The sequence below is a fragment of the Thalassotalea sp. G20_0 genome (assembly GCF_017744175.1).
Taxonomy (GTDB): Bacteria; Pseudomonadota; Gammaproteobacteria; order Pseudomonadales; family Endozoicomonadaceae; genus Endozoicomonas.
The window spans coordinates 130,917-151,091 of the sequence record NZ_JAGHQV010000010.1 but is presented as its reverse complement, the minus strand read 5'-3'; the positions used below and the strand labels follow the sequence as shown (position 1 = coordinate 151,091).

Annotated in this window: 12 protein-coding genes; 5 read left to right on the top strand and 7 right to left on the bottom strand. The window is 49.1% G+C overall.

Translation table 11 applies throughout. The annotated features are described in order from the left end of the window. Window positions 1-946 precede the first annotated feature (946 nt). Window positions 947-2,911, top strand: coding sequence for a DNA mismatch repair endonuclease MutL (mutL, locus tag J7438_RS08565; protein ID WP_209276228.1), 1,965 nt, complete (start codon window positions 947-949; stop codon window positions 2,909-2,911). Here the strand turns inward: mutL and napF are convergent. The 3 genes from napF to J7438_RS08550 form a co-directional block, all read right to left on the bottom strand. After that, entirely contained in the window at window positions 2,908-3,447 is a 540-nt protein-coding gene (napF, locus tag J7438_RS08560) for a ferredoxin-type protein NapF (protein WP_209276221.1), read from the bottom strand. The genes mutL and napF overlap by 4 nt on opposite strands. 182 nt (window positions 3,448-3,629) lie before the next feature. Beyond that, window positions 3,630-4,052 (bottom strand): hypothetical protein, encoded by a 423-nt coding sequence (locus J7438_RS08555; RefSeq protein ID WP_209276220.1) that lies wholly within the window; start codon window positions 4,050-4,052, stop codon window positions 3,630-3,632. 64 nt (window positions 4,053-4,116) lie between these two features. After that, window positions 4,117-5,427, bottom strand: a complete 1,311-nt coding sequence (locus tag J7438_RS08550) for a TatD family hydrolase (protein WP_209276219.1) — start codon at window positions 5,425-5,427, stop codon at window positions 4,117-4,119. Window positions 5,428-5,886: 459 nt separating this feature from the next. Between J7438_RS08550 and J7438_RS08545 the strand changes: the two genes are divergently transcribed. Both J7438_RS08545 and J7438_RS08540 read left to right on the top strand, forming a co-directional pair. Then, window positions 5,887-6,699, top strand: a complete 813-nt coding sequence (locus tag J7438_RS08545) for a formate/nitrite transporter family protein (RefSeq protein WP_209200703.1) — start codon at window positions 5,887-5,889, stop codon at window positions 6,697-6,699. A gap of 159 nt (window positions 6,700-6,858) precedes the next feature. Beyond that, window positions 6,859-8,718, top strand: a complete 1,860-nt coding sequence (locus tag J7438_RS08540) for a hypothetical protein (protein ID WP_209276218.1) — start codon at window positions 6,859-6,861, stop codon at window positions 8,716-8,718. A 339-nt stretch (window positions 8,719-9,057) separates the two neighbouring features. Here J7438_RS08540 and J7438_RS08535 read toward each other — a convergent pair whose 3' ends face one another. From J7438_RS08535 to J7438_RS08525, 3 genes are all read right to left on the bottom strand, one after another. Continuing rightward, entirely contained in the window at window positions 9,058-10,527 is a 1,470-nt protein-coding gene (locus J7438_RS08535; protein WP_209276217.1) for a hypothetical protein, read from the bottom strand. A gap of 102 nt (window positions 10,528-10,629) precedes the next feature. Next, on the bottom strand, window positions 10,630-12,945 hold the full coding sequence (locus J7438_RS08530) for a M28 family metallopeptidase (RefSeq protein ID WP_209276216.1): 2,316 nt from the start codon (window positions 12,943-12,945) through the stop codon (window positions 10,630-10,632). A gap of 48 nt (window positions 12,946-12,993) precedes the next feature. After that, window positions 12,994-13,284 carry a hypothetical protein gene (locus J7438_RS08525; protein WP_209200696.1) on the bottom strand — a complete coding sequence of 97 codons (291 nt, stop codon included), beginning with the start codon at window positions 13,282-13,284 and terminating at the stop codon, window positions 12,994-12,996. Between the two features lie 540 nt (window positions 13,285-13,824). Between J7438_RS08525 and J7438_RS08520 the strand changes: the two genes are divergently transcribed. Further along, the gene (locus J7438_RS08520; RefSeq protein WP_209276215.1) at window positions 13,825-14,313 is read left to right on the top strand and encodes a hypothetical protein; all 489 of its coding nucleotides are present in this window, start codon (window positions 13,825-13,827) and stop codon (window positions 14,311-14,313) included. 340 nt (window positions 14,314-14,653) lie between these two features. Here the strand turns inward: J7438_RS08520 and J7438_RS28220 are convergent, their stop codons facing one another. Continuing rightward, window positions 14,654-18,325 (bottom strand): ankyrin repeat domain-containing protein, encoded by a 3,672-nt coding sequence (locus J7438_RS28220; protein ID WP_209276214.1) that lies wholly within the window; start codon window positions 18,323-18,325, stop codon window positions 14,654-14,656. A gap of 284 nt (window positions 18,326-18,609) precedes the next feature. Here J7438_RS28220 and J7438_RS08510 point away from each other — a divergent pair, with 284 nt between their 5' ends. Further along, complete coding sequence (locus J7438_RS08510) at window positions 18,610-20,136, top strand: hypothetical protein (protein WP_209276213.1); 1,527 nt, start codon at window positions 18,610-18,612, stop codon at window positions 20,134-20,136. The last annotated feature ends 39 nt before the right edge of the window (window positions 20,137-20,175 follow it).

Sequence of the window (20,175 nt, the reverse complement as noted above, 5' to 3'; positions counted from 1 at the left end):
CGTAATCCTCCCAGTGGAGCCCTTGGCATGACTGGCGAAGAAGAGATAACCGATGTTGCAGCGTCTCGATTGCAGGGCAGTAACTACTAGCGGGAATGGTCAGTGGCTGACATACTTCCATGGGGGGGGCCTCTCGCAGATGATTCTTTTGTCACATGAAAATCATAGCTGCGTTTGGTCGCCTTTCTTGTTCGGGTATTTTGGCTCCGGGACATAAATTCTATGCTCCAGGGTCTGTAGTTGTGCTCAGTATGAGACTTTCACCCTTTTATTTCCTCCATTTCCTTTGCTCCTTTGGGTGTCCTTTATTTCTTTGTTTCTCTGGGTGTCCTTTATTTCTGTTTATTTCTGTCTTTTCTTTGTTTCTCTGGGTGTCCTTTATTTCTGTTTCCTCTGTTGGGTATCCTTTATTTCTGCTTTATTTCTGTCTTTTCTTTGTTTCTCTGGGTGTCCTTTATTTCTGTTTTTATTTCTGTTCTGTTGGGTGTCCTTTATTTCTCGTTCATTTTTATCTCTGGGCGTCCTTTATTTCTGTTCTCTTCTGTTGGGTGTCCTTTATTTCTTGGCTTTATTTCTTTATTTGGGTACTTCCTATTTCTTTTTTTTTGGGTGTCCTTTATTTGGGTATTGGGTGTCCTTTATTTGGGTATTATTTGGGTACTTCCTATTTCTTTTTTTTTGGGTGTCCTTTATTTGTTTTTTTGTCCGGATGGTTTGGTCCGTACGCTATCCGCCGGTACCTGTTGCATAGAGTGATCTGCGAGTTGCGAACGGTCATTGTGTATATCCCCCCAGCGTCGTGCTGATAGTAAACATGTAAAGAGTCTGCTTTAACTGATAATGTTGATCAAAACTCGTTATTCTATGGTAAAAACCGGAGAAACTTCCTCCCGATATTGTTACATTGAGCTGGCCTGAGAACTCTTATTGGACCCAATAATTGACCATGAAACCCATTCGTCTTCTTGATAACCGACTGGCTAACCAGATCGCTGCCGGTGAGGTGGTGGAACGTCCGGCTTCAGTCGTCAAAGAACTGCTGGAAAACAGTATTGATGCCGGTGCCAGGCGTCTGACGGTTGAAGTGGAAAATGGCGGTGTCAAATTGATCCGTATCCGTGACGATGGTCATGGCATACCCAGGGATGAGTTAGCACTGGCACTCTCCCGCCACGCCACCAGTAAGATATCTGAACTGGAAGACCTGGAAGGTGTGGCTACCCTCGGCTTTCGCGGGGAGGCACTTGCCTCCATCAGCTCAGTTTCCAGACTCACCCTGACGTCTAATGTGGCAGAACAGGCGTCAGGCTGGCAGGCCAGAGTGGAAGGGCGGGATATGGAAGCGCAGGTTATGCCCGCTCCGCATCCGGTGGGAACCACCATAGAAGTCAAAGACCTGTTTTTTAATACGCCGGCCCGCCGCAAGTTTCTCCGTACTGAAAAGACCGAATTTTCTCACCTTGAAGAGGTGGTTAAGCGCCTGGCTCTGTCCCGCTTTGATGTGGGCTTTACCCTTCGCCACAATCAGCGCAGTGTCCATCAGCTTCGTCCTGCGGTGACCCAGGCGGAAAAAGACCGCCGGGTAGCTGCACTTTGCAGTCCCAAATTTATTGAACATGCGGTCATTATTGATGTTGCCGCCTCTGGCCTGAAACTGTACGGCTGGGTTGGGCTGCCTACGTTCTCCAGAGCCAGCGCTGATCTGCAGTACTTCTTCGTTAATGGTCGTGTTATTCGGGATAAGCTGGTGGCTCACGCTGTTCGTCAGGCCTACCGTGATGTACTTTACAGCGGGCGTCATCCGACATTCGTCCTCTACCTGGAGTTAGATCCGGCCATGGTGGATGTCAATGTGCATCCTACCAAACATGAAGTCCGTTTTCGGGATGGCAGAACGGTTCATAACTTTCTGTTCAGTACTTTAAATCGTGCCCTGGGTGAAGTTCGCCCGGAAGATCAGCTACCACCCACGGTTTTGACCAATCCGCCTCAACCCCCGGCATCGGGTATTGATGCCGGTGAGTTTCAGGGGCAGGAAGCCATCCAGCTTGCAACCACCCCGACAGCATCCGGCAGTTCCGTGCATTATGCCAATCAAAGCCCCGGCGGTAGTGGCAATCATGACCGTCGCCCTGCTTTATCAGAAGCGCCATCGCCCGGGCAGGTTAAACGACAGATAGAAGCCTATAGCCAGCTATATGCCACCTCTGCAGAGCCTGTAAATGCCAGTCAGGCTAAAGCTGTGGGTGACCATGCGGTACAGGAACCAGGCGTAGCATTTTCCGCTCAGGTGCCGACGCAGCCGTTGCCGGAACATGATTCTCTGGCACCGCCTCTTGGCTATGCCATTGCCCAGCTGAAAGGAATATATATTCTCTCGGAAAATGACCAGGGGATGATTCTGGTGGATATGCATGCCGCTCACGAACGGATTACCTATGAGCGCATGAAGCAGTCCTATCAGGAGCAAGGGATTCGTGCCCAACCATTGCTGGTACCTAAATCCGTATCGGTGAGTGAACGTGAGGCAGACTGCGCAGAAGAAAACAGCGAATACTTTTCCCGTCTGGGACTGACCCTGGAGCGGATGGGGCCGGAAACTCTGCTGGTGCGTCAGATACCGGTGATGCTGCAGAATGCTGATGTTGAGAAGCTATTGAGAGATGTACTCTCAGACTTGATGCAACACGGTACCAGCGACCGCATTGAAGCCCATATCAATGAAATACTGGCCACCATGGCCTGTCATGGGTCGGTGCGGGCCAACAGAAAACTGTCCATTGAAGAGATGAACGCCCTGCTTCGGGATATGGAGCAGACAGAGCGCAGCGGACAATGCAACCATGGTCGTCCAACCTGGACCATGCTCACCATGGATCAATTGGATAAGTTGTTTTTGAGGGGGCGTTAGGAGGCTTTGGCCATTACCAATACACGACTGTAGCAGTCCAGAGCACACTCGCCGCAGCCACTGCAGAAACTGAGGTCTATCACCGGCTTATTATCCGCAGCAAAGCTGATTGCCTGTTCAGGGCAGCTTTCCTCACAGAGGTTACAGTACATCCCCAGTTCTGCCTGGCAACTGCCAGCAAGTTGGGGAATCACCTGCCGCTTTTTCCCTTGTTCACGGCTCAAGGCTCCCGATGGGCAGGCATCAACGCACTGTCCACAAAAGTCACAACGACCGTAAGAAAGGTCCATTACAGGACGACCAGAAAGAATCTCTTCTTGCTCATCGGATTGTCCCAGCACTCGCATTGGGCATTGCTCAATGCACTGATCACACTGGGTACATAGTGCCAGAAATAGTGTGTTATCTACTGCCCATGGCGGCCGTGGGTAGCGGCTATTGGGGATCACCTGCTCGGGTTCAGGGGCGAAACGCCGGAAAAAAGCCCGCCTTGCCGGGGATACCAACTCGTCTTCTGTTCTCTGTATATCGGGCACGACTTAACCAGAAGCCTGTATGCTTGAAAATTGTGACCCAACATACGCTGTTTGAAGAATGATTAAACCGGTATTTATACGTGACACTTTGCGTTCCGTTGCCTTGTTTGGCTCACATTGACAGCGTATCTATTTGTCAGCTATTGCAGTGATAAATCGGGCCAATTGATCATCTTGCAAGTTTAAGGTGAGGCTTTGTTATTCCAGACAGTCTTATACTTCCCATTGGGAGAAGTGACTACATCAAAGTCCGGTGATGAAAATAATGCGGGCAAATATAATTCTTTGATGATCTTATTATAAATAAAATTACCTTCATATATAGAAAAGAAAGAACAGTTTTCTCCATAAAGGGTAATGTTGTCAGGTTTTATGCCTCTGTCTTGCAAGTCTTTGTAAATTCCATAGGCAGCACAAAAACAATCAGGATGAATGCTACTTGGTCGATTAGTTTTTATATTTTGTGGTCTCAGTTCTACTTTACCAACTTGTTTTGAATTAAAAAGACATGTAACTCTTACGCCTTGAACCGGGTTTTCAAGGTTTAACGGCTGAAAATTATATTGATGGCCAATATCATTATTAATGATAATTCCACTAAGCATAAATAACTCCTGCACCTATTGATTATTGCTCAATTATTTTAACCAGTTATTTACTGACGCTGCGTCAATCGACGATTGAGAATATCCGGCGGGCATTTTCTGTGGTTGCAGCAGCAATCTCTTCTCCATCCACACCCAGCACCTGGCTCAGCGCATGGATCACATAGGGCAGATTGGCCGGTTCATTATCACTTTGTCCTTTGCCACGACCACCACTGCGGTGATCTGGCTGTCGGGGCATAACCAGATAAGGTTTTAAAAACGGTGCATCGGTCTCAACCATCAGCCGGTCACGCAGAGCCTCCCAACCGACAGAGCGCAGCGCACCCACCAGATCTTTATTACGCGTGTTGCCGATCCAACCGGTAATCCCGATGGAACAGCCCAGATCAAGATAGGCCTGCAGCTGCTCACTGTTACCGGTGAAGCAATGAACGCAGGCCATGGCTGGAGAAGGCAGTTGATTTATGTGGTCTGTCAGAATTTCAATGAATTGCTTATGGGCACCCCGCTCATGCAAAAACAGCGGTTTTTTCAGTTTTACCGCAAGCTCCAACTGCTCCCTGAACACGTCTCTTTGGACATTTTTGGGAGACCACTCTCGCACAAAGTCCAATCCACACTCCCCTACTGCAATACAGTGGTTGCCACCCCGTGCAATTATTTTTTCCATTTCCGGCATGCCACCATCTTGCTTAAAATTACTGGCTTTGTGTGGATGGCATCCCACTGTGTAATACAAAGAGCATCGGGAGGAATCGGCAGACGCACAGGCTCCAGTGGCTCTGGTAGAATGCGGAGATTGCTTCAGCCATTTACCCACTGCTCTCTGCGCCTCTTTTGATAAAGAAATAGAAGTGCCCGTTATCATGATGCGACCTACGCCTGACCGGAAAGCATCGGCAATAACCCGGGACAAGTCATCAAACCTGTGTCCGACGAGATTGGCTCCGATATCAACCAATGGCGTCTTATATCGAGGCCTGAACTCCGCACGCGTCAAATTCGCTTTGCTCAACTCTGGTCGGGCAGCTAGCTGAAAATCAGAAGAATCACGGCCTCTGGCAGTGACATCAGGTGATGCAGCTGTCTTGGTTGAGCGCTGGCAATGACGGGACTTCAGGCCCTTATCGGGCCTGGCCTGCTGCTCCTGGACGGCATGATAGTCCGGGTTGTCCAGGTATCGGGATGCACCTGAAAAAGGCTTATCAGAAGCACCTGAACGCCTCTTCTTTTTGTTATTTTTCCGGGCTTTTGACGCACATCCTTCTTGCCAGACTTTCAGATCCGGTTCGTCGGCAGCCACCTGCTTACCTTTGCTGCTAACGTCATGAGAGGAAACGGGATTGGATGACGTGATCTTGGCCGGAATCATATTAGTCAGCTCGCTCCTGTCTTACATCATTAGACGTTACCGTCAGCATTTTCACGGCACACAGGCACTTTTAACTTGAACGATCAGGCTAGTGAACGGATACGACAATTGCCACTGTACACGACAATATTCATGGTGTGTTATCCCATCTGGCCAGGCTAAAAAAACGACAGTATCAGTATGGAACTGGTTAATGCTGATAATAGTTAACGGTATTGATACCTGTTTAACCCAATAAGCACTGCGCATTATGGAGTCATGAATCCATGAATATCTGCTCTGGTGTGTATCGTTGCAGTGCAGATATCCCCGATTTCCGGCTTACCCGCATAGAATAACGCCTTACAAGCATCGTTTTTTTTCTATAAATAATTGAATTATCAATTTAAAAAACCTTGGCACTAACTTTGCTGAAGCATCAATGGAATATCTATTAACTGACCTCAAGGAAAGGGATTTATGGCTTACTTAGAGCCCAGCGAGTTTGTGACCAAAATGGTGGACTCTGGAGAGTCCAAAGTGTTCATGTCCAATAAAGACACCCTGATCCGTGCATTTATGGCAGGGGCTATCCTGGCACTGGCGGCAATGTTTGCTATCACCGTGACCATTAAAACCGGTTCACCGCTGGTCGGTGCCATGCTGTTTCCGGTGGGCTTCATTATGTTGTATCTGATGAAGTTTGATCTTTTAACGGGTGTATTTACCCTGGTGCCGTTGGCTTATCTGGATAAGCGTCCGGGTGTTACAGCACAACGGGTTTTTAGAAACTGGGGAATGGTATTTGTTGGCAACTTTGCGGGTGCACTGACGGTTGCTTTCTTTATGTCATTTATCCTCACTTACGGCTATAGCATTGACGGAGGGGCTATTGCAGAAAAGGTCAGCAGCATCGGTGAGTCACGCACCGTCGGTTATAAAGAACATGGTGTTTCAGGCTGGATCACTATTTTTATCCGGGGCATGCTCTGCAACTGGATGGTATCCATGGGTGTTGTTGGTGCCATGATCTCCACCTCAGCGACCAGTAAGATGATGGCCATGTGGATGCCCATCATGCTGTTCTTTTTCATGGGCTTCGAGCATTCCATTGTCAATATGTTCCTGTTCCCCTTCTCCATGATTATGGGCGGTGATTTCACGGTGTCGGAGTACCTGATCTGGAATGAACTGCCAACCGCACTGGGTAACCTGTTTGGTGGCCTGTTTCTGGTTGGCTTGCCACTCTATTTTACCCATGTGAAAACCGGCTCTGCCCATCAGCCAGTATAAATAGTTAACCAACTACTCAGAGCCTCAAAACCTGCCGCTTTCAGAGCTGGAAGCGGTGCTCATCATTCAGTTTTAATGGCAAATACAGTTTTGAACTTATAGTTAATTAAAAGGTCTTAATATTAAGGTACTATTACAAATTCAGGGTAGTTTCAGGACATGTTTAATTCTCATAAATCAATGAGCAATGGTTTTCCTCCTTCTTTACATTTTAACAGAGGAGAAAGTACTTTAATCACAGGTCCAACCCAGACCGGTGTTTTCAATACGCCAACTCCGGGTTTATGTCAGTCTGGACCAATGCCAATGGTGCCAGGGCAGAGTATCACTACTCAATTACAACAAAGGAATATCAGCGCAACAGAGACAACACACTGCAATATGAATCCGTTAATGCATTCCACCCCTGCGGATGACAGGCAATTCACGAATCACCCCCAGCTCCGTAAAGAAACGCCCCCCATGCTGACGATTGCCGGGATACCGTATAGTCCAAATTCACAGTGTTCCCCAGGGTATCCATTCAGTTGCCCAGATCAAAGTGCGTCATTTTTGCCATCACAACCAGTTTCCGGCCTGCGCCCTGATAGTCAGGACCCTTTATTGTCGTCCGGTGTATTCATCAGATCCAATCGTCCCCCATTAATGCCAGACGCCTCTCCAAAAGCAACGGCTCCCCGTTTACCAAGTCAACGACTGGCTCATTTCTCACCCCCCCCTGTAGAGGCTAATCTGCCCCAACAGGTTTCCCGGGTTTCGCTTCAGCTGCCTCTGCCTCCAAACCACCCTCTGGTTGCGCGGCTCAATGCTGCAGTGTCAAGTGCACCAGCGAGTCCCGCTTTGACCTTCAGACCGACCCTGAATATCGGTAACCCCGATGCATCAGCGGTGCCCCCCCGCAACCCTGCAAGAAAATCCCCGCGGCTATTGTCATCTGTAGCACAAGCCATTTCTAACAGCGTCATTCCTCAGCTTAAAACGCAGATAACCAGCACGGTCAATACTATAATGCCTAAAGTAATGCAGGAACTACTGGGGGAACAAATCAAAAGAGAGGTAACCAATGCTGTCAAAGCTATGGTCCCTGAATTACAGCAACAAATAAATCAAGTTGTTTCATCATCCATAACAGCAACTATTCCAGGCATGCAAACCCGTCTTGTAGAATCGGTTTCAGAAGCAATCAGGTCATCATTGGAAACCAGGCTGGAGGAAGCAAAACAGCAACTTCGCGAACATACCGATAAAATGCTGGCAGAAACCACTGAAAAGCACATTAAGAAGGCATTTGAAGAAAATTTTGCTCAATACCAGGCACAGCAGAAAAAAACTAAAGCAAGTTCTTCAAATTCATCAAGCCGGGTTCTGGAAAACCTGAATGGCCCTCCTCCTCTGAAAAAAATGCGTACTTCAGGTGAATCGATTCCTGTTGCTGATCTTCAAGTTAAGAGAGGCCAGATTGATGTAACAAAATTAAGCAGCGAAGTGAGTCAGGCCATGGGTATAAAACCACTGAACAACATTGAGTGTCCTGTCGGAAAGGTTCTACAACTGGCAGCTCGGTTAATTGATGGTGATAAAGAATCACTGCTCCGGGCAGCAAAGCCAAAAGCAAAAAGACCACGCGCCAACCTGAATCATCAGGAACGAATAAAATTAGAAAAAGATAGAAAAAAAAGAATGCAGAAACAAATCGATTCAGGGATACAGGAGCTTGGAAACAGCGTTAGACAATTTTCACATCTTAAAGAAACAAGACTGGGTTACGATAACACCCCTGGTGAAATTATTAAAGAAGCATGCTCTATCCTGCGTGATAAAAATAAAAATAAAAATACTTTGGAAGTGTCGTCTATTAAAAGGGAAGGTTTACGCAGTACCGGAAAAGGTATAACTCTCAGTGAATATCACAAAAACCTTAAGGCATTATTAGCTAAAGAAAAGAGTGAACGGGAAGATATCGGTTCTTTGAAAAATAGTGAAGCAGATATACCGCTGGCATCAAAAGAATCGTCATAAAAGAATAAACAGGGAAATAAACAATAAATTTTCTGAATTTCAGCCTTAACCCAAATTTTCTGCCAAACCCCGAAGGGTTGACTATAACCCTGTGCAGCGACTCTTTCGGGATTTAATCCATGCAAAACACGCTAAATACGTCAAAAGTACCACTAACAGAGCCCCCCGGCATCAACGGAGCAACCGTTTGCCAACACTGCCACAATGACAAACTATCAATGTTTTTTCTACTCCGGTGGACCGGGCCTCACTGATGCCGGACACTCCCACAGCCAATGAACCAACACCTGTAGCAATACCCGGCAATCCCGATAGCCCCGCACACCGCCACAGGCATTTCTACCTCACACTCCCGGCTACCAGTATCTTTACCAAGCTCCCAGCCAGCAACGGGGTTAAGCCTTCAACCTCAAGCTTTGCTTTTTTTCCCGGCACCAGCATAACTTTCTCTTGCTGGCGATCATCGTCAGTAAAGTAGGGACGCGTCTCACTGATCACGTCAATACCCCGCTTTTTCAGCACCCTCAGGGCATCCGGAGAAGCCAGCGTTTCTTGCGTCAAGGTGCCAGTATTCATTTGTAACCCCCGGCGCTTCAACCGCTGCACCTCTTGCTTCAATGCTTGCTGTGTTGCCGGGCTCAGCAGCGACGGGTCGTGTTCGTATTGCATCTTTTCCAACAGCGTCATTCTCTGTGGAATCACCACCTGCCGGAGGTCATGCCAACTGTTATGAATACCATAAGTGCCCCCCTTTTTCTGATCAGACCTGCAGGCTTGATGCCCGGGGTCTGAACAGACAATAATTCCGGCCTGCTGAGCAATTTTGCGCCGCACATTGTCATCAATAAAGCGTTTCATTCTCTGCACTGGCTCAGCTGTCCATTCAAAGCGCCCGGAGATCTTTGCGCCATTGAACAGACCGTAAACTTCGGTATATTTTCTTTTGCGCTGATCGTCGGGCTTCCCGGTTACCTGCACCAGATCAGCCGCACCATGCATGGCGGCTTCCAGGTGCCGTTGAAATTCAGTCTTGTTGCCAGACCCGGAGGTAAAATCACAGGGCAACTGCGGCGGCAGGTCCAGACGTGTAGCATCAAAACTCCAGGGTTGAGCCTTCATCACTCTGGGAAACTCAGCACCAACCCCGAAAACACGGATAATATCCATACGATCCGCAAAGCGTAATATGCGCAGATACCAGCGCAGGTCCTCAGGCAGGCCCTGCTCATCTTTACCATTGACATCATTTTCCTTGCTGGCCATTGCCAGGGCCATAGTATCCAACAGCTGTTTCGGATAGTGCCGGGCCAGGTCCCTTGTGAAGTAATAAGCAGACCTTGTTTCTTCCGCTGATTTGCCGACATCCTCGGCAGCAGCGTCATGATAGATAATCGCCAGGGACAGGAGTTCTTTTTCTTCCGGGCTAAGGTAACGCTGCTCAAATTTCTCCAGCAATTCCATATACCACTGCCCATTATTCCTGGCCCGCAGGACATGACTGCAGCTGTGCAAGGGTTTCCACACGGTTGGAATGGTCTTTCTGCCAAGGCTCTGGATTACCCGTTCCGGTCCGGGACGGCGGTAATAGTGCTGCAATACCGTCAGGATGGTTTTTTCATTATCGCCGACATCATCAGGCAAGACCGGCGGTTGGTTGAACGCGTTCACCATAAACTGTAATGCCGCTGGTGTTTCGGCTACCGCAGGTGTTTCGGCTATCGATGTTGTCACCGTTGTACTGACATGGTCCGGCAGATCGAGAGATTGTTTAAGCTCAGCGATTTCCAGACCAGAAATCGGGACAGCCATCTGTTTCTGGAAAGTTTGGTCAACCTGTAGCCTTGAGGACATCATAACCCGGATCGCAGCAGAACATGATGAAGGTGGGGTGTGTTGAAATTCACCCGAACCTCAGGTCCGGGTGATGTTTAGCCCCTCCCCAAACGACAGTGTTGCCAGGGTATGAACAACGGCTTGAGTGGCATTTGAAATCACATCAAGGTCAATTGCGTCAAATTTATCGCCCGGCCGGTGAAAGTAGAATGCATCTTTCCCGGTAGTGACGGTCACCGCCGGTATATTGTTTTTGTAAAACGCACCGACATCGGTAACGCCCGGGCTTGGCTCATCCCGGTAATAGGACAAGCCACGGTCCTTGAGATAATCGACGTACAGCTCTGTCAGCTGTCCGGTACCCCTGGGGCTTGTCCCTGAGATGGCTTTTTCAGGATCGCTGATGGTGAGGAATTCTGAATGTACATCCCATTTGTGATCCGCTCTGGTGCCCACCATCTCCAGGTTCAGATAGCATTCAATACGAAACGGGTCCGCTTGCTGATGGCAAGGATCTTGTGCGGTCAGGTTCCCCATCACATCTTTGTACCCCTCATTGTGCAAAAAGTAATGGGACCCAAAGGCAAGACCACTGCTAGTACGGCGACTGTCGTAGTTGCGCGGTGATTGCTCTTCACTGCCCCAGAAACAAAAGAGCACCGGGTTATTGGGCTTTAGTCCGGACTTTTTGAAAATCCGAATCGCTTCCAGAAGCGCCACAACACTGGAGCCATTGTCATTGGCACCAGGACTTTGCCAGACAGTATCCAGATGAGCACCAGCCACCACAACGTTACTGGATTTGCCGGGAATCAGGGCGCATAGATTACAGCTGTTATTGTTCGCCGGATTACAGCCTTTATCCAGGGCAGATTTTGGGGTCGCAGAATTTAAATCAAACGTTCTGCGAAAATCGCGTTTCCTGGTGCCGTAAGAGAAATCCTGTCGGAAAGAAGCGACCCCCATCCTGTCGAGAAAACGCTCCAACTGTTTGACCACTTTTTTGTATTGCCCTTTGGAGAACTTATGAACATTATCTCTGGGTCCAAACATCAGTATTCGCTTTAACCGCCGCCCCAGATGCCGGGTATCGACCTCTGCGGTAAACTTGTTGGCAATGTCGGCAATGGCATCAGTGGGGGTTTGTTCTTGGTGGCATGAGGGCTTTGCTGTTGTCGCACTTTCCGTTGCTATCGTTGTCGTTGCCGTTGTCTTTGCGTGATCAGTGACAGAAGTGGTCGTTGCCGTGGTTACGGGATCAACGGCCGGGGTGATCGTTGCCACTGTAGTTGCCGGCTCAGTGGGAGAGGTGGTCGTTGCCACTGTAGTTGTCGGATCAGTGGGAGAGATAGTCGATTCGCACGAGGCTGGCCCTTCGGCTTTGTTCTGCCCGTTGAGTTCACACTCGCCCGAGGCATAGGAGAAAGGAAAGGAGTGTTGGGTATCTGTCAGCTTGCTCTGATACGCAGGCGCAATATCCACCCCCTTGAACTTGACCTCCATGGAATCAGAACCATCAGCGATGCCAAACTGGGCATGATAACCGCCACCACCGTATAAGACCCGGTTATTATTCCCGACCCTGGTGAACGTTTTTGCCACCAACTGGCCATCTTTCCAAACCTTGACCACACTGTTACCGGGCACTTTGTCGGAAAAATCATTTAACTCAGTTTCAAAACCCACATGCAGCCATTCGCCTCTGGAGTAGGGCGTTGCATAAATATACTTGACGTCCTGATTGCCATCGCAGCAAAGGGCCCGATTGAACACCGTGGCATCCCCGGCAAAAGGAGCGTCACAGGGGCTGTTATCATCAAACGCGTCGTAAGAAGCGCGCACCTTGACGGTAAAATAGAGCTGGCCGTCATGAGGCTCAATATTCATGGTAAAGGGTGAATGACCAGCCTGCTCAAACTCCATGCCATCGTCCACCAGCGATTGATAGGTGCGTGCCGAACTCCCGGGCTGTATACACGACATGGTATTATTTTCATTGCGGTGCAACCGTCCATCATGGTGTGGCACCAGCCGGAAAACCGTTGCACTGACCGGCTTGTCGGCCTTGATCTTGATGCTCATGGACCCGGAGTAGATTGATTCGCTGAGCCCGGCGCACAGATTACTGTGCTCACCGGTGAGTTTCGACAATTCAGGATTGAGCCCAGGCATCGAAGGCAGACCATTTTCTCTATAAAAACAGTTGCTCAGCTCCAGGTTCTGCTCGGGCAACCCGGCACTCTTGGTGGTGTCTAAGGCAAACCGGTACATCACCTGTCCATCTTTGGCCATTTTTGCCTGAACACCTCCCGGCTGAGGGTTGCCCACTCTGGCAAAATCACCGCCACCGGTCAGTTGGTCGGAGCGCTGTGCCTGGTCAAGGCTCCCGGCCATATTTACCTCTGTCAATTTTCGGGAAATCTTGGCTGCCGAACGCCGCTGTCAGCCACTGATACTGGGAGCATCTGCCCCGGACTCTTCCAGGCTTGCCACCAGGCGCTGAAAAGCGGACTCACCGCCATCCTTTGAGATCTGCCTGAGCAGCTCTGCCCGCCCGGGGTCACCACTGGCGATGTGTTTGGCAGGATCGCAGGCGGCATCGCCAACACGAGGGCCGTGTGCTACCGACCTCGTGCCAAAGGCACTGACAGCTTTGCTCAGACCATTAAAGCCATTAGCGCGTTCATAGGCCTGTGGCGGCATTGGGGGAGTAAAGGCGTGATGAATCATCATTGTCTACCAGGCTGTAATTAAGGAATCGTCCTGAAATAACTTCCTGATTTCCGGCTGCGCTCTTCGACAGAATCAGAACCCAGCCCGAATGGATTTCGTCGTGGAAAACAAGAAATTCATTTTCCCGACCTGCCTGTGGGACACAGAAATAGTCATGCAGTTCCTTGAATTTTCAGACATTTTAAAAATAAAAATAACTTTTATAGAAGAGTGGTCTTAACTTGTTCATTAAATAATTTTCAACAAGAGAGTACTCCTATGGATAGTTCAAATAAATTACTTCAATTCAGTGCTGCTTTTTTAAAACCTTATCCTTGCCAATCAAACTCAGCGGATCAAACAAAACCATCTGATGCTAGTGAACAAATACAGTCGTATCATGGCATGACTGTGGAGACGGCAGACCTTCCTCATCTTTTTACCAATACTCAGTCAAACCAGATACACCAGGGCAACGGTACTTTAGATAGGTTAGATGAATATGCCATAGCAGCTCTGACACTGGATGAGCCCGCAGACATTTCCGGAACTGATTGTCCTGTGAGACCTCCATCAGGTGACAAAGAGCGAACCGTCAGCGATGCGATCAATCATATCGACTTCTACAGCATGGTTGAGGCTGAACTGCGCGCCCGTCAACAGCAGGCGTGTCAGACCGAAGCCAGCCAGGTAGCAGAAACCGTGGGGGCCGAGCCGATCAAATGGGCAAATAAACGGAATGAACTGCTGGAACAACTCAACGTAGTCCGTCGCAACGGGGCCGATGACAAAACCGTTGCTGATCTGTTTACTGAAGTACTCGCCGCAGGCCATCTTGCCAGACGACAGGCTCAGTTAGAAGAAATAAAAGCCTGCATGGACTCGGGATATGTCACCAGGGAGCATTACCATCGTTCGCAACAGGCTTTTACCGCTGAGTTCGAAAGGGTGTTTCGCAGAGAGTCCGCTGAGCCCGATTATCAGGAGCTACATAGAGAGAGAGCCAAGTGTTACCAGCAAATTTACAGAAAACCAGACATTATAGGGTGAGTTCCCAGAACTGCTTTGGATCTCTATTTTGTGACAGCCTCCGGAGCGTGGGAGGGAGGCTGTGCTGGTAAGGGGATTAGTGCTTTCTATACGCCAAAGGCTGTTGATCGCCTGTCGATTGAAAGGGCGAGTTGTTTAGAAAGCCCTTTAAACAGGCACAAAGTTGCTCTGTTTGCTGCCGATCAGCATTGGGCTGCTCCGTCAGTTTCCTTGTTGCCAAAGTAAGCGCCGACTCGACAATAACCCGGGGATTTCTGTTCGCTTTTCCTGCCCAATAGTTCACCACCATTTTGGCAATATCGGGATGCTCAAGGGCTACGTCATACAGAAATACCTCCGGTTAGGAGTTGATATCAACATCAATGTTGATCAGTTCACTGACCACCTTGCGATGGCCACGGCGTGCCGCATCGCTCAGGCATCGGCCAAGCGGACCCGCCATCTTCTGGTCGCCCGCGAGTGTCTCGAAAAGTCGGTGATTTCCTCCATCAGCAGCGCGAACCAGCACACTCATTATGCGGTCATGCTGTTCAGCCACAATTTGCCAAAGCTTTGACCGCACCGATTCCTGTAATGTCAGTTGCTGGTCACAAATAACGTCGTCAACATTGTCAGTGATCGAGACAATGGAACGCACCACGTCTATAAAGCTATTTTCAGCGAACAGAATGGCGGCCAGCAGCAACGGATGCACATCTCCGCCAACATCCGCAGCGTTCAGTTTAATCCCGGCCCTGACAAACTGTTGCAACTTGTTCCCGTCTGCATTCTGCACAATCTGAATCAGACTCGGGGTAGCCCGGACACCCAGTTGCCAGAGTTCTCGCAACAGATCGATATTTCCCGTTTGGGCAACACCAAGCAGGAGGTCGCTAGTGCCATTGAGCCGGGAGAGATCCCATTGAACATGTTTCATCCCATGCACAGCGTCCAGCAGCAGCTTGACCATTGGCTGCCGGTCCAGACCAATGGCCAACACCAAAGCATCGGTCAATACCCTTGAAAGATCTCTGTTGATGTAACCACCGGAGTGTTGGCTCGATGCAGCAGGGCTGTTGGCAGTCGGGCCTGAACGTGTCAGGAAATCCAGAATGGACCGGACACTGTCATGGCAGTTCTCTTGTATTGCCTGAGAGAGTAGAGAGCCCCTGGTCTCGTCGGTGATATCAAGATCGGCTCCGGCGCGAATCAATGCCCGGATAACAGCTTCATTCCTTTCCAGATGAGTCTGATGGTCGTTGATAGCATCATCACAGGATTTTATCCTCACATTGCCATGACCCGGCGGCTCCTCAACTATAGCCCGCTGCCTGCCTCCCTGTCGGTTAAGGGCGGGGGAATCTTCCGGCTTCCCCTTTCTGTTTGCGTCCCTGTTTGCATCCCTGTCCTCAGCCAAAATGATCTGCTTTACTGTCAGCACACTCTCCAGATCAGTACGGACTTGTTTGCTCATGGCCAAAATCGACACCAGGATAGTCCTGAGACCAGCAGCTCCGGACTCACGCTCAACATCCACCAGCGATGAGAGCACTGGCGGATTGTCCACCTCACTGAAAATCAGTGCCTTAACCTGGCTGTTTCTTGCTTCAATATCATCAAAAGACGATAGCAGTACTGACAGGGCTTCCGTTTCCCGGGCTTGTGCCGCAAGTTTAATGTCATTTGCGGGATCAATACCATTGTGCATGAGCATTTTAACCTTCTCTTCCTCCTTGCGTGCTGCCGCTATCAGCAAACCTGACGCCGACCAGCAACGGCTTGTATCCATACCGGCCTTGAGAAATTCATCAACCACCTTCAACTCGTTATCGCCAAGCGCCATGGCAAAGGCAATCTCAACGCTGAAGGTTGTTTGCGTGGCGAAGACACTGACCACCTGACGCTGTTCGCTCACAGCAGCCTGACGGAACAGTTGCCGGAACTTTGTGCCACCAAGATCCGCTATACCCAGCAAAGGCCTGAGCATTTCAACATCTGCCCGACCAACCGCTGCGGTTACTTCACTTTCAATATCTACGCCACCTGTCGCTTTGATCAGTTGGTCAGCGATCGATTTATAGCCTTTTCGGACAGCAATGGAAAAGGCGGTTTTCCCTTCCATATTCAGCAGATCAGCTATTGCCCCCCTCTCCAGCAATAGCTTAACCATCTGCAGGTCTCCTCTGTCAGCAGCAGCGTGCAGCAAAGGCAAGCCATTGCAATCAGTGATATTAGGATCGACCCCGACAGCCAGTAGCGTTGCCAGCATTTTGTCATCGTTATTCTTAAGGGCTTCAGAAAGAATGATCACTGTTTTACCGACATCCATTTTATCTAACAGCCGTCTGATAGCCGGTTCACCGTAGCCAGGTTGATTACGCAAATAATTAATGACCCGCTGCATCTCACGGAACATTTGTCCTGCCCCCGGGTAGGAAGCCAGCAGTGATCGCAATTCCGTTTGAGACCCTTCCCTGGTCGACCGGACAATAATATGGACGCGTTGGTCAGGCCCCAGAGCGTCATGCAACATACTGACCACCCTGGCATGGCTATTGCTTGTGGCTATAACCAGTGGCGTGTCAGCCGGACCACCCCCGCCATTGGCATCAATGCCGGCATTGAGCAGGGCCTGTACCAGTCCTTCATCACCACTTTGTGCAGCGAGCCTTAAGTAGTGACCACCGTCATCTATATTCCTGGCCAGTAATTGTTCAAACAGTTCCAGTTGACTTTTAGAAACGGCCAGCACCATGGCGTCCAGCAAACTCGCCCCTGATTTGAGCAACGCAGCAATGGCAGGTTCATTATGCGCACGGACACAGATGCACAGCGCGTCTGCCAGCGTCACAAACGCTGTCAGTTCCTGCAAGGCGGCACGGTCTTCTTGTTGCGCAGCAAGGATTATGGCCTCAACGAAATGGCCATCCCTGATGATTTTGCGAAGCTCAGACGATTCCTTAAAATCACGGAGCAGCCTCCTGTTCCCTCTGTTCCCTGCCTCTGCGGCCATGAGAACAATCTTGCCACCACTGAATCCGAGGTCGTAAAGGAAGCCTATCGTTGCCGGGCTGTGGTCATCCTCAATGGCATTTTTGGCTGCCGAGTAGAGATCAACGCCAGCGTCCAGCAGCAATTTCGCCTTTCGCTTGTCCTTTCGTTCAATTGCCTGGAGCAGGTGCAAATTGGCAAGCCCCGATTTATCGCTCCTGACCAGCATTGCCAATGTGCTTTCATCCTTGTCTTCCAGGGCATGCGTCATTGACAGTCGAAACATGTTCTGGTCAACGGCAATCTTCTTAAAACACGTTTCATGATTATGTTCAGCAGCCACCAGAGCCAGAGGTACAGGTCCATGATAAAAGACAGTTTTCTGAGTGGTGTGAAAAGTATGCGGGGCTTGCTGTGCAATCTCCTGAAGCATGTCCTGATCGCCAATGACACAGGCCTGAACCGCCAGTAGCTCTTCAACTCCAGAGCGCAAATCTTCATGACGGCGCTTCAACCCCTGACTGACCAGGGTCGGTAAATCAGGGATAATATGGTCTTCACTGCCCCTGATACACGCATCATTAACTGAGCTTGCTGGCAAGCTCGTTGAGCCGCTTGCCATTGTTGTTGTGCTGTTATTGCTCCCCTCTGCGCCACCCTGATCGTTTTCGGATGAGCTTGCCTGCCGACTGTTAGTACGCTTTTTCAGAAAGTCAGCAAGATCCGATAAACAGTAACCGGTGCTGCCGCTATTGCTATAAGCCAGGGTCTCCAGATTAACGACAGGCAGGGCATTCTGTCGGCAATGCATACAGCTCAAATAAGCCTGGCATGGCTTGACGGGAACCGTACAGGCCTCCCTGCCCTGAAGGCTTAAATCATTTGCTTTCCACTTTTCCAGGCAATCGAAGTGAAAGGGTTGTTTGCAACAATGGGTCACGACAAAATCATTAAACCGGGCTTCCAAATCATCTTCTAAGCAAAAAGGGCATTGAAAATTTGATTTGGTCGCTGTAGCTGGTAGTGCATTGACTGAATCCACAAATGACTCCACTGTTGTTCTTAAAGTTGATCTTAAATTTGTATCAACACACTTTGTGACAATTTCTAATAGTCAAAGTTCATTATCCCTGTCTCTTTAGATTCGTTTAAGCCTGAAATGATGATTACGTTTACCTTTAGGTACCGTGGCACCCTGATTGAGAAGTTTGTCTGCCGGGAAAATATGGGCGTTTTCTTTCTTTCTGACTATCTTTGGTTCCGATGATCAGGGCTTGATCAGGCGAGGCTGATAATAATTATTGTGCGTTCACGAGTCCGGAGTTTATGAATAACCTATCACTCAGTCAGCAGGCGGCATCAAGTGCAAATATGTCTACACCGATGCTGGATATTCAATCAGGTGAGAAAGCGAAACCGGGTAAAGGGCTATTTAAGGGCAAGATAGCAAAAGCAGTGTCAGCTGCCAGAAAGCGGGCACAAAACAAGGGCAACATCAGAACAGGGTCGTCAGCACTGAAACAGCCATTGAAACAACTCCGGGAGGCTGGCGAACAAAGACTCAGGAAACTTGCCAGTAAGAACTACCTCGACTCTGAAACTGCTGAAAGTGTGTACAGGAAAAACATCCCTGTATTTGCCCGACACTATCAAAACGCCCTGAATGCCTATGCGCAGAAGGGTTGCCAATATTACCAATATCTTATGGGTTATCTGGCAGGAAACCCGGAAGATTTTGTCTTCAGACTGTCGGAAAGCACTGAGGACGAGCTTTCCGTTACAGTGACACACATGCGGCCAACATTTGAAGCATTTGCAGAAGAAATAGCAAGTTTACTGGAAGGGCACGGGTCGGGTGGAACATTAGCCAAGGAATTAATAAAAAGTTTTGAGCCTTTGGGTTTGTCGTTGTCTCCGGCAATGACAAAAAGAACCTGGTCAGTGCATATGAAAGCCCCGGGGATTGCCGATTCGTCAGTGCAGCCTGAGACGGCTTGTGATAACAACAGCCCGCCGGGCGTCAGTCAATTTCAACGCACCGATAGTGAGGAACGATTAAGAAACAAAGCATTGGAAGAAAAAAAAACAAAAGAAGAAAATTTAAAAAAAGAGCTGGCTGGCAACATACAGAGGCTGCGCCTGGAGAATGAGCTCGCATTTGATAAATGCACAATAACCAGGCGTGTTGCTGAAGAGATTGTTCGTTTTGATTCCTGTTGGCAAGAGCCTGAGGGGTTGTCCGATTATCGGGAATTTCGTGCTGCCAGCACCGCTGATGATCTTGAAAAACTCAGTCTGGAAATGCTAGTGGCTGAAGAGAACTCACTTAAGTTCAAGAATCAGAAGCTACAGGAATACATAGCTTTAATATGGGAGAGTTTTCCCGTTCCATCGGATCAGCGCCAGCGCCCATTGGTTCAGTTTAAAGACCATTATTCCGTGAAGGAGGTACTGACTGAAGCAACTGAAATACTGGATCAGCCTGCACTCCAAACCTGTAGATCGGGTGGATTGATCAAGTCACGACTGTTTGCTTCCCGGTATGCGCGGGAGCAGGAAAAGCGGGAATCAATGCTCGATGACCTTCAGCAACTGAACGTTCTTGGTGAAAGTCTTAAAGGGTTTGACAGCCTTGCACAAGCCTCTGAAAACTCCGCATGGTTTATGAATCTGGTTGGCGAGTGTCTGAGAAAAGGAATGCCTCAACCTCTATTGACACTGGGAAAGATCAAGACTTCATCGGAGTTTCGAAAAACATGGAAAGAAAAGCTGGAACAATGGGGTATTGAGCGCATTGATAAACCCTCCCCTGCACTTCAGGAACAACCAGCAACGGGTCAACTGGCTGAATAAACAGGCCACCATAAGTAGTTAGCCAAATGGAATCGAATA

What these genes read in the sequence shown, in the direction of transcription:
- mutL (WP_209276228.1), top strand. Translation starts at nt 947, where the DNA reads ATGAAACCCATTCGTCTTCTTGATAACCGACTGGCTAACCAGATCGCT.
- J7438_RS08555 (WP_209276220.1), bottom strand. Translation starts at nt 4,052, where the DNA reads ATGCTTAGTGGAATTATCATTAATAATGATATTGGCCATCAATATAAT.
- J7438_RS08550 (WP_209276219.1), bottom strand. Translation starts at nt 5,427, where the DNA reads ATGATTCCGGCCAAGATCACGTCATCCAATCCCGTTTCCTCTCATGAC.
- J7438_RS08545 (WP_209200703.1), top strand. Translation starts at nt 5,887, where the DNA reads ATGGCTTACTTAGAGCCCAGCGAGTTTGTGACCAAAATGGTGGACTCT.
- J7438_RS08540 (WP_209276218.1), top strand. Translation starts at nt 6,859, where the DNA reads ATGTTTAATTCTCATAAATCAATGAGCAATGGTTTTCCTCCTTCTTTA.
- J7438_RS08535 (WP_209276217.1), bottom strand. Translation starts at nt 10,527, where the DNA reads ATGGCTGTCCCGATTTCTGGTCTGGAAATCGCTGAGCTTAAACAATCT.
- J7438_RS08530 (WP_209276216.1), bottom strand. Translation starts at nt 12,945, where the DNA reads ATGGCCGGGAGCCTTGACCAGGCACAGCGCTCCGACCAACTGACCGGT.
- J7438_RS08525 (WP_209200696.1), bottom strand. Translation starts at nt 13,284, where the DNA reads ATGATGATTCATCACGCCTTTACTCCCCCAATGCCGCCACAGGCCTAT.
- J7438_RS08510 (WP_209276213.1), top strand. Translation starts at nt 18,610, where the DNA reads ATGAATAACCTATCACTCAGTCAGCAGGCGGCATCAAGTGCAAATATG.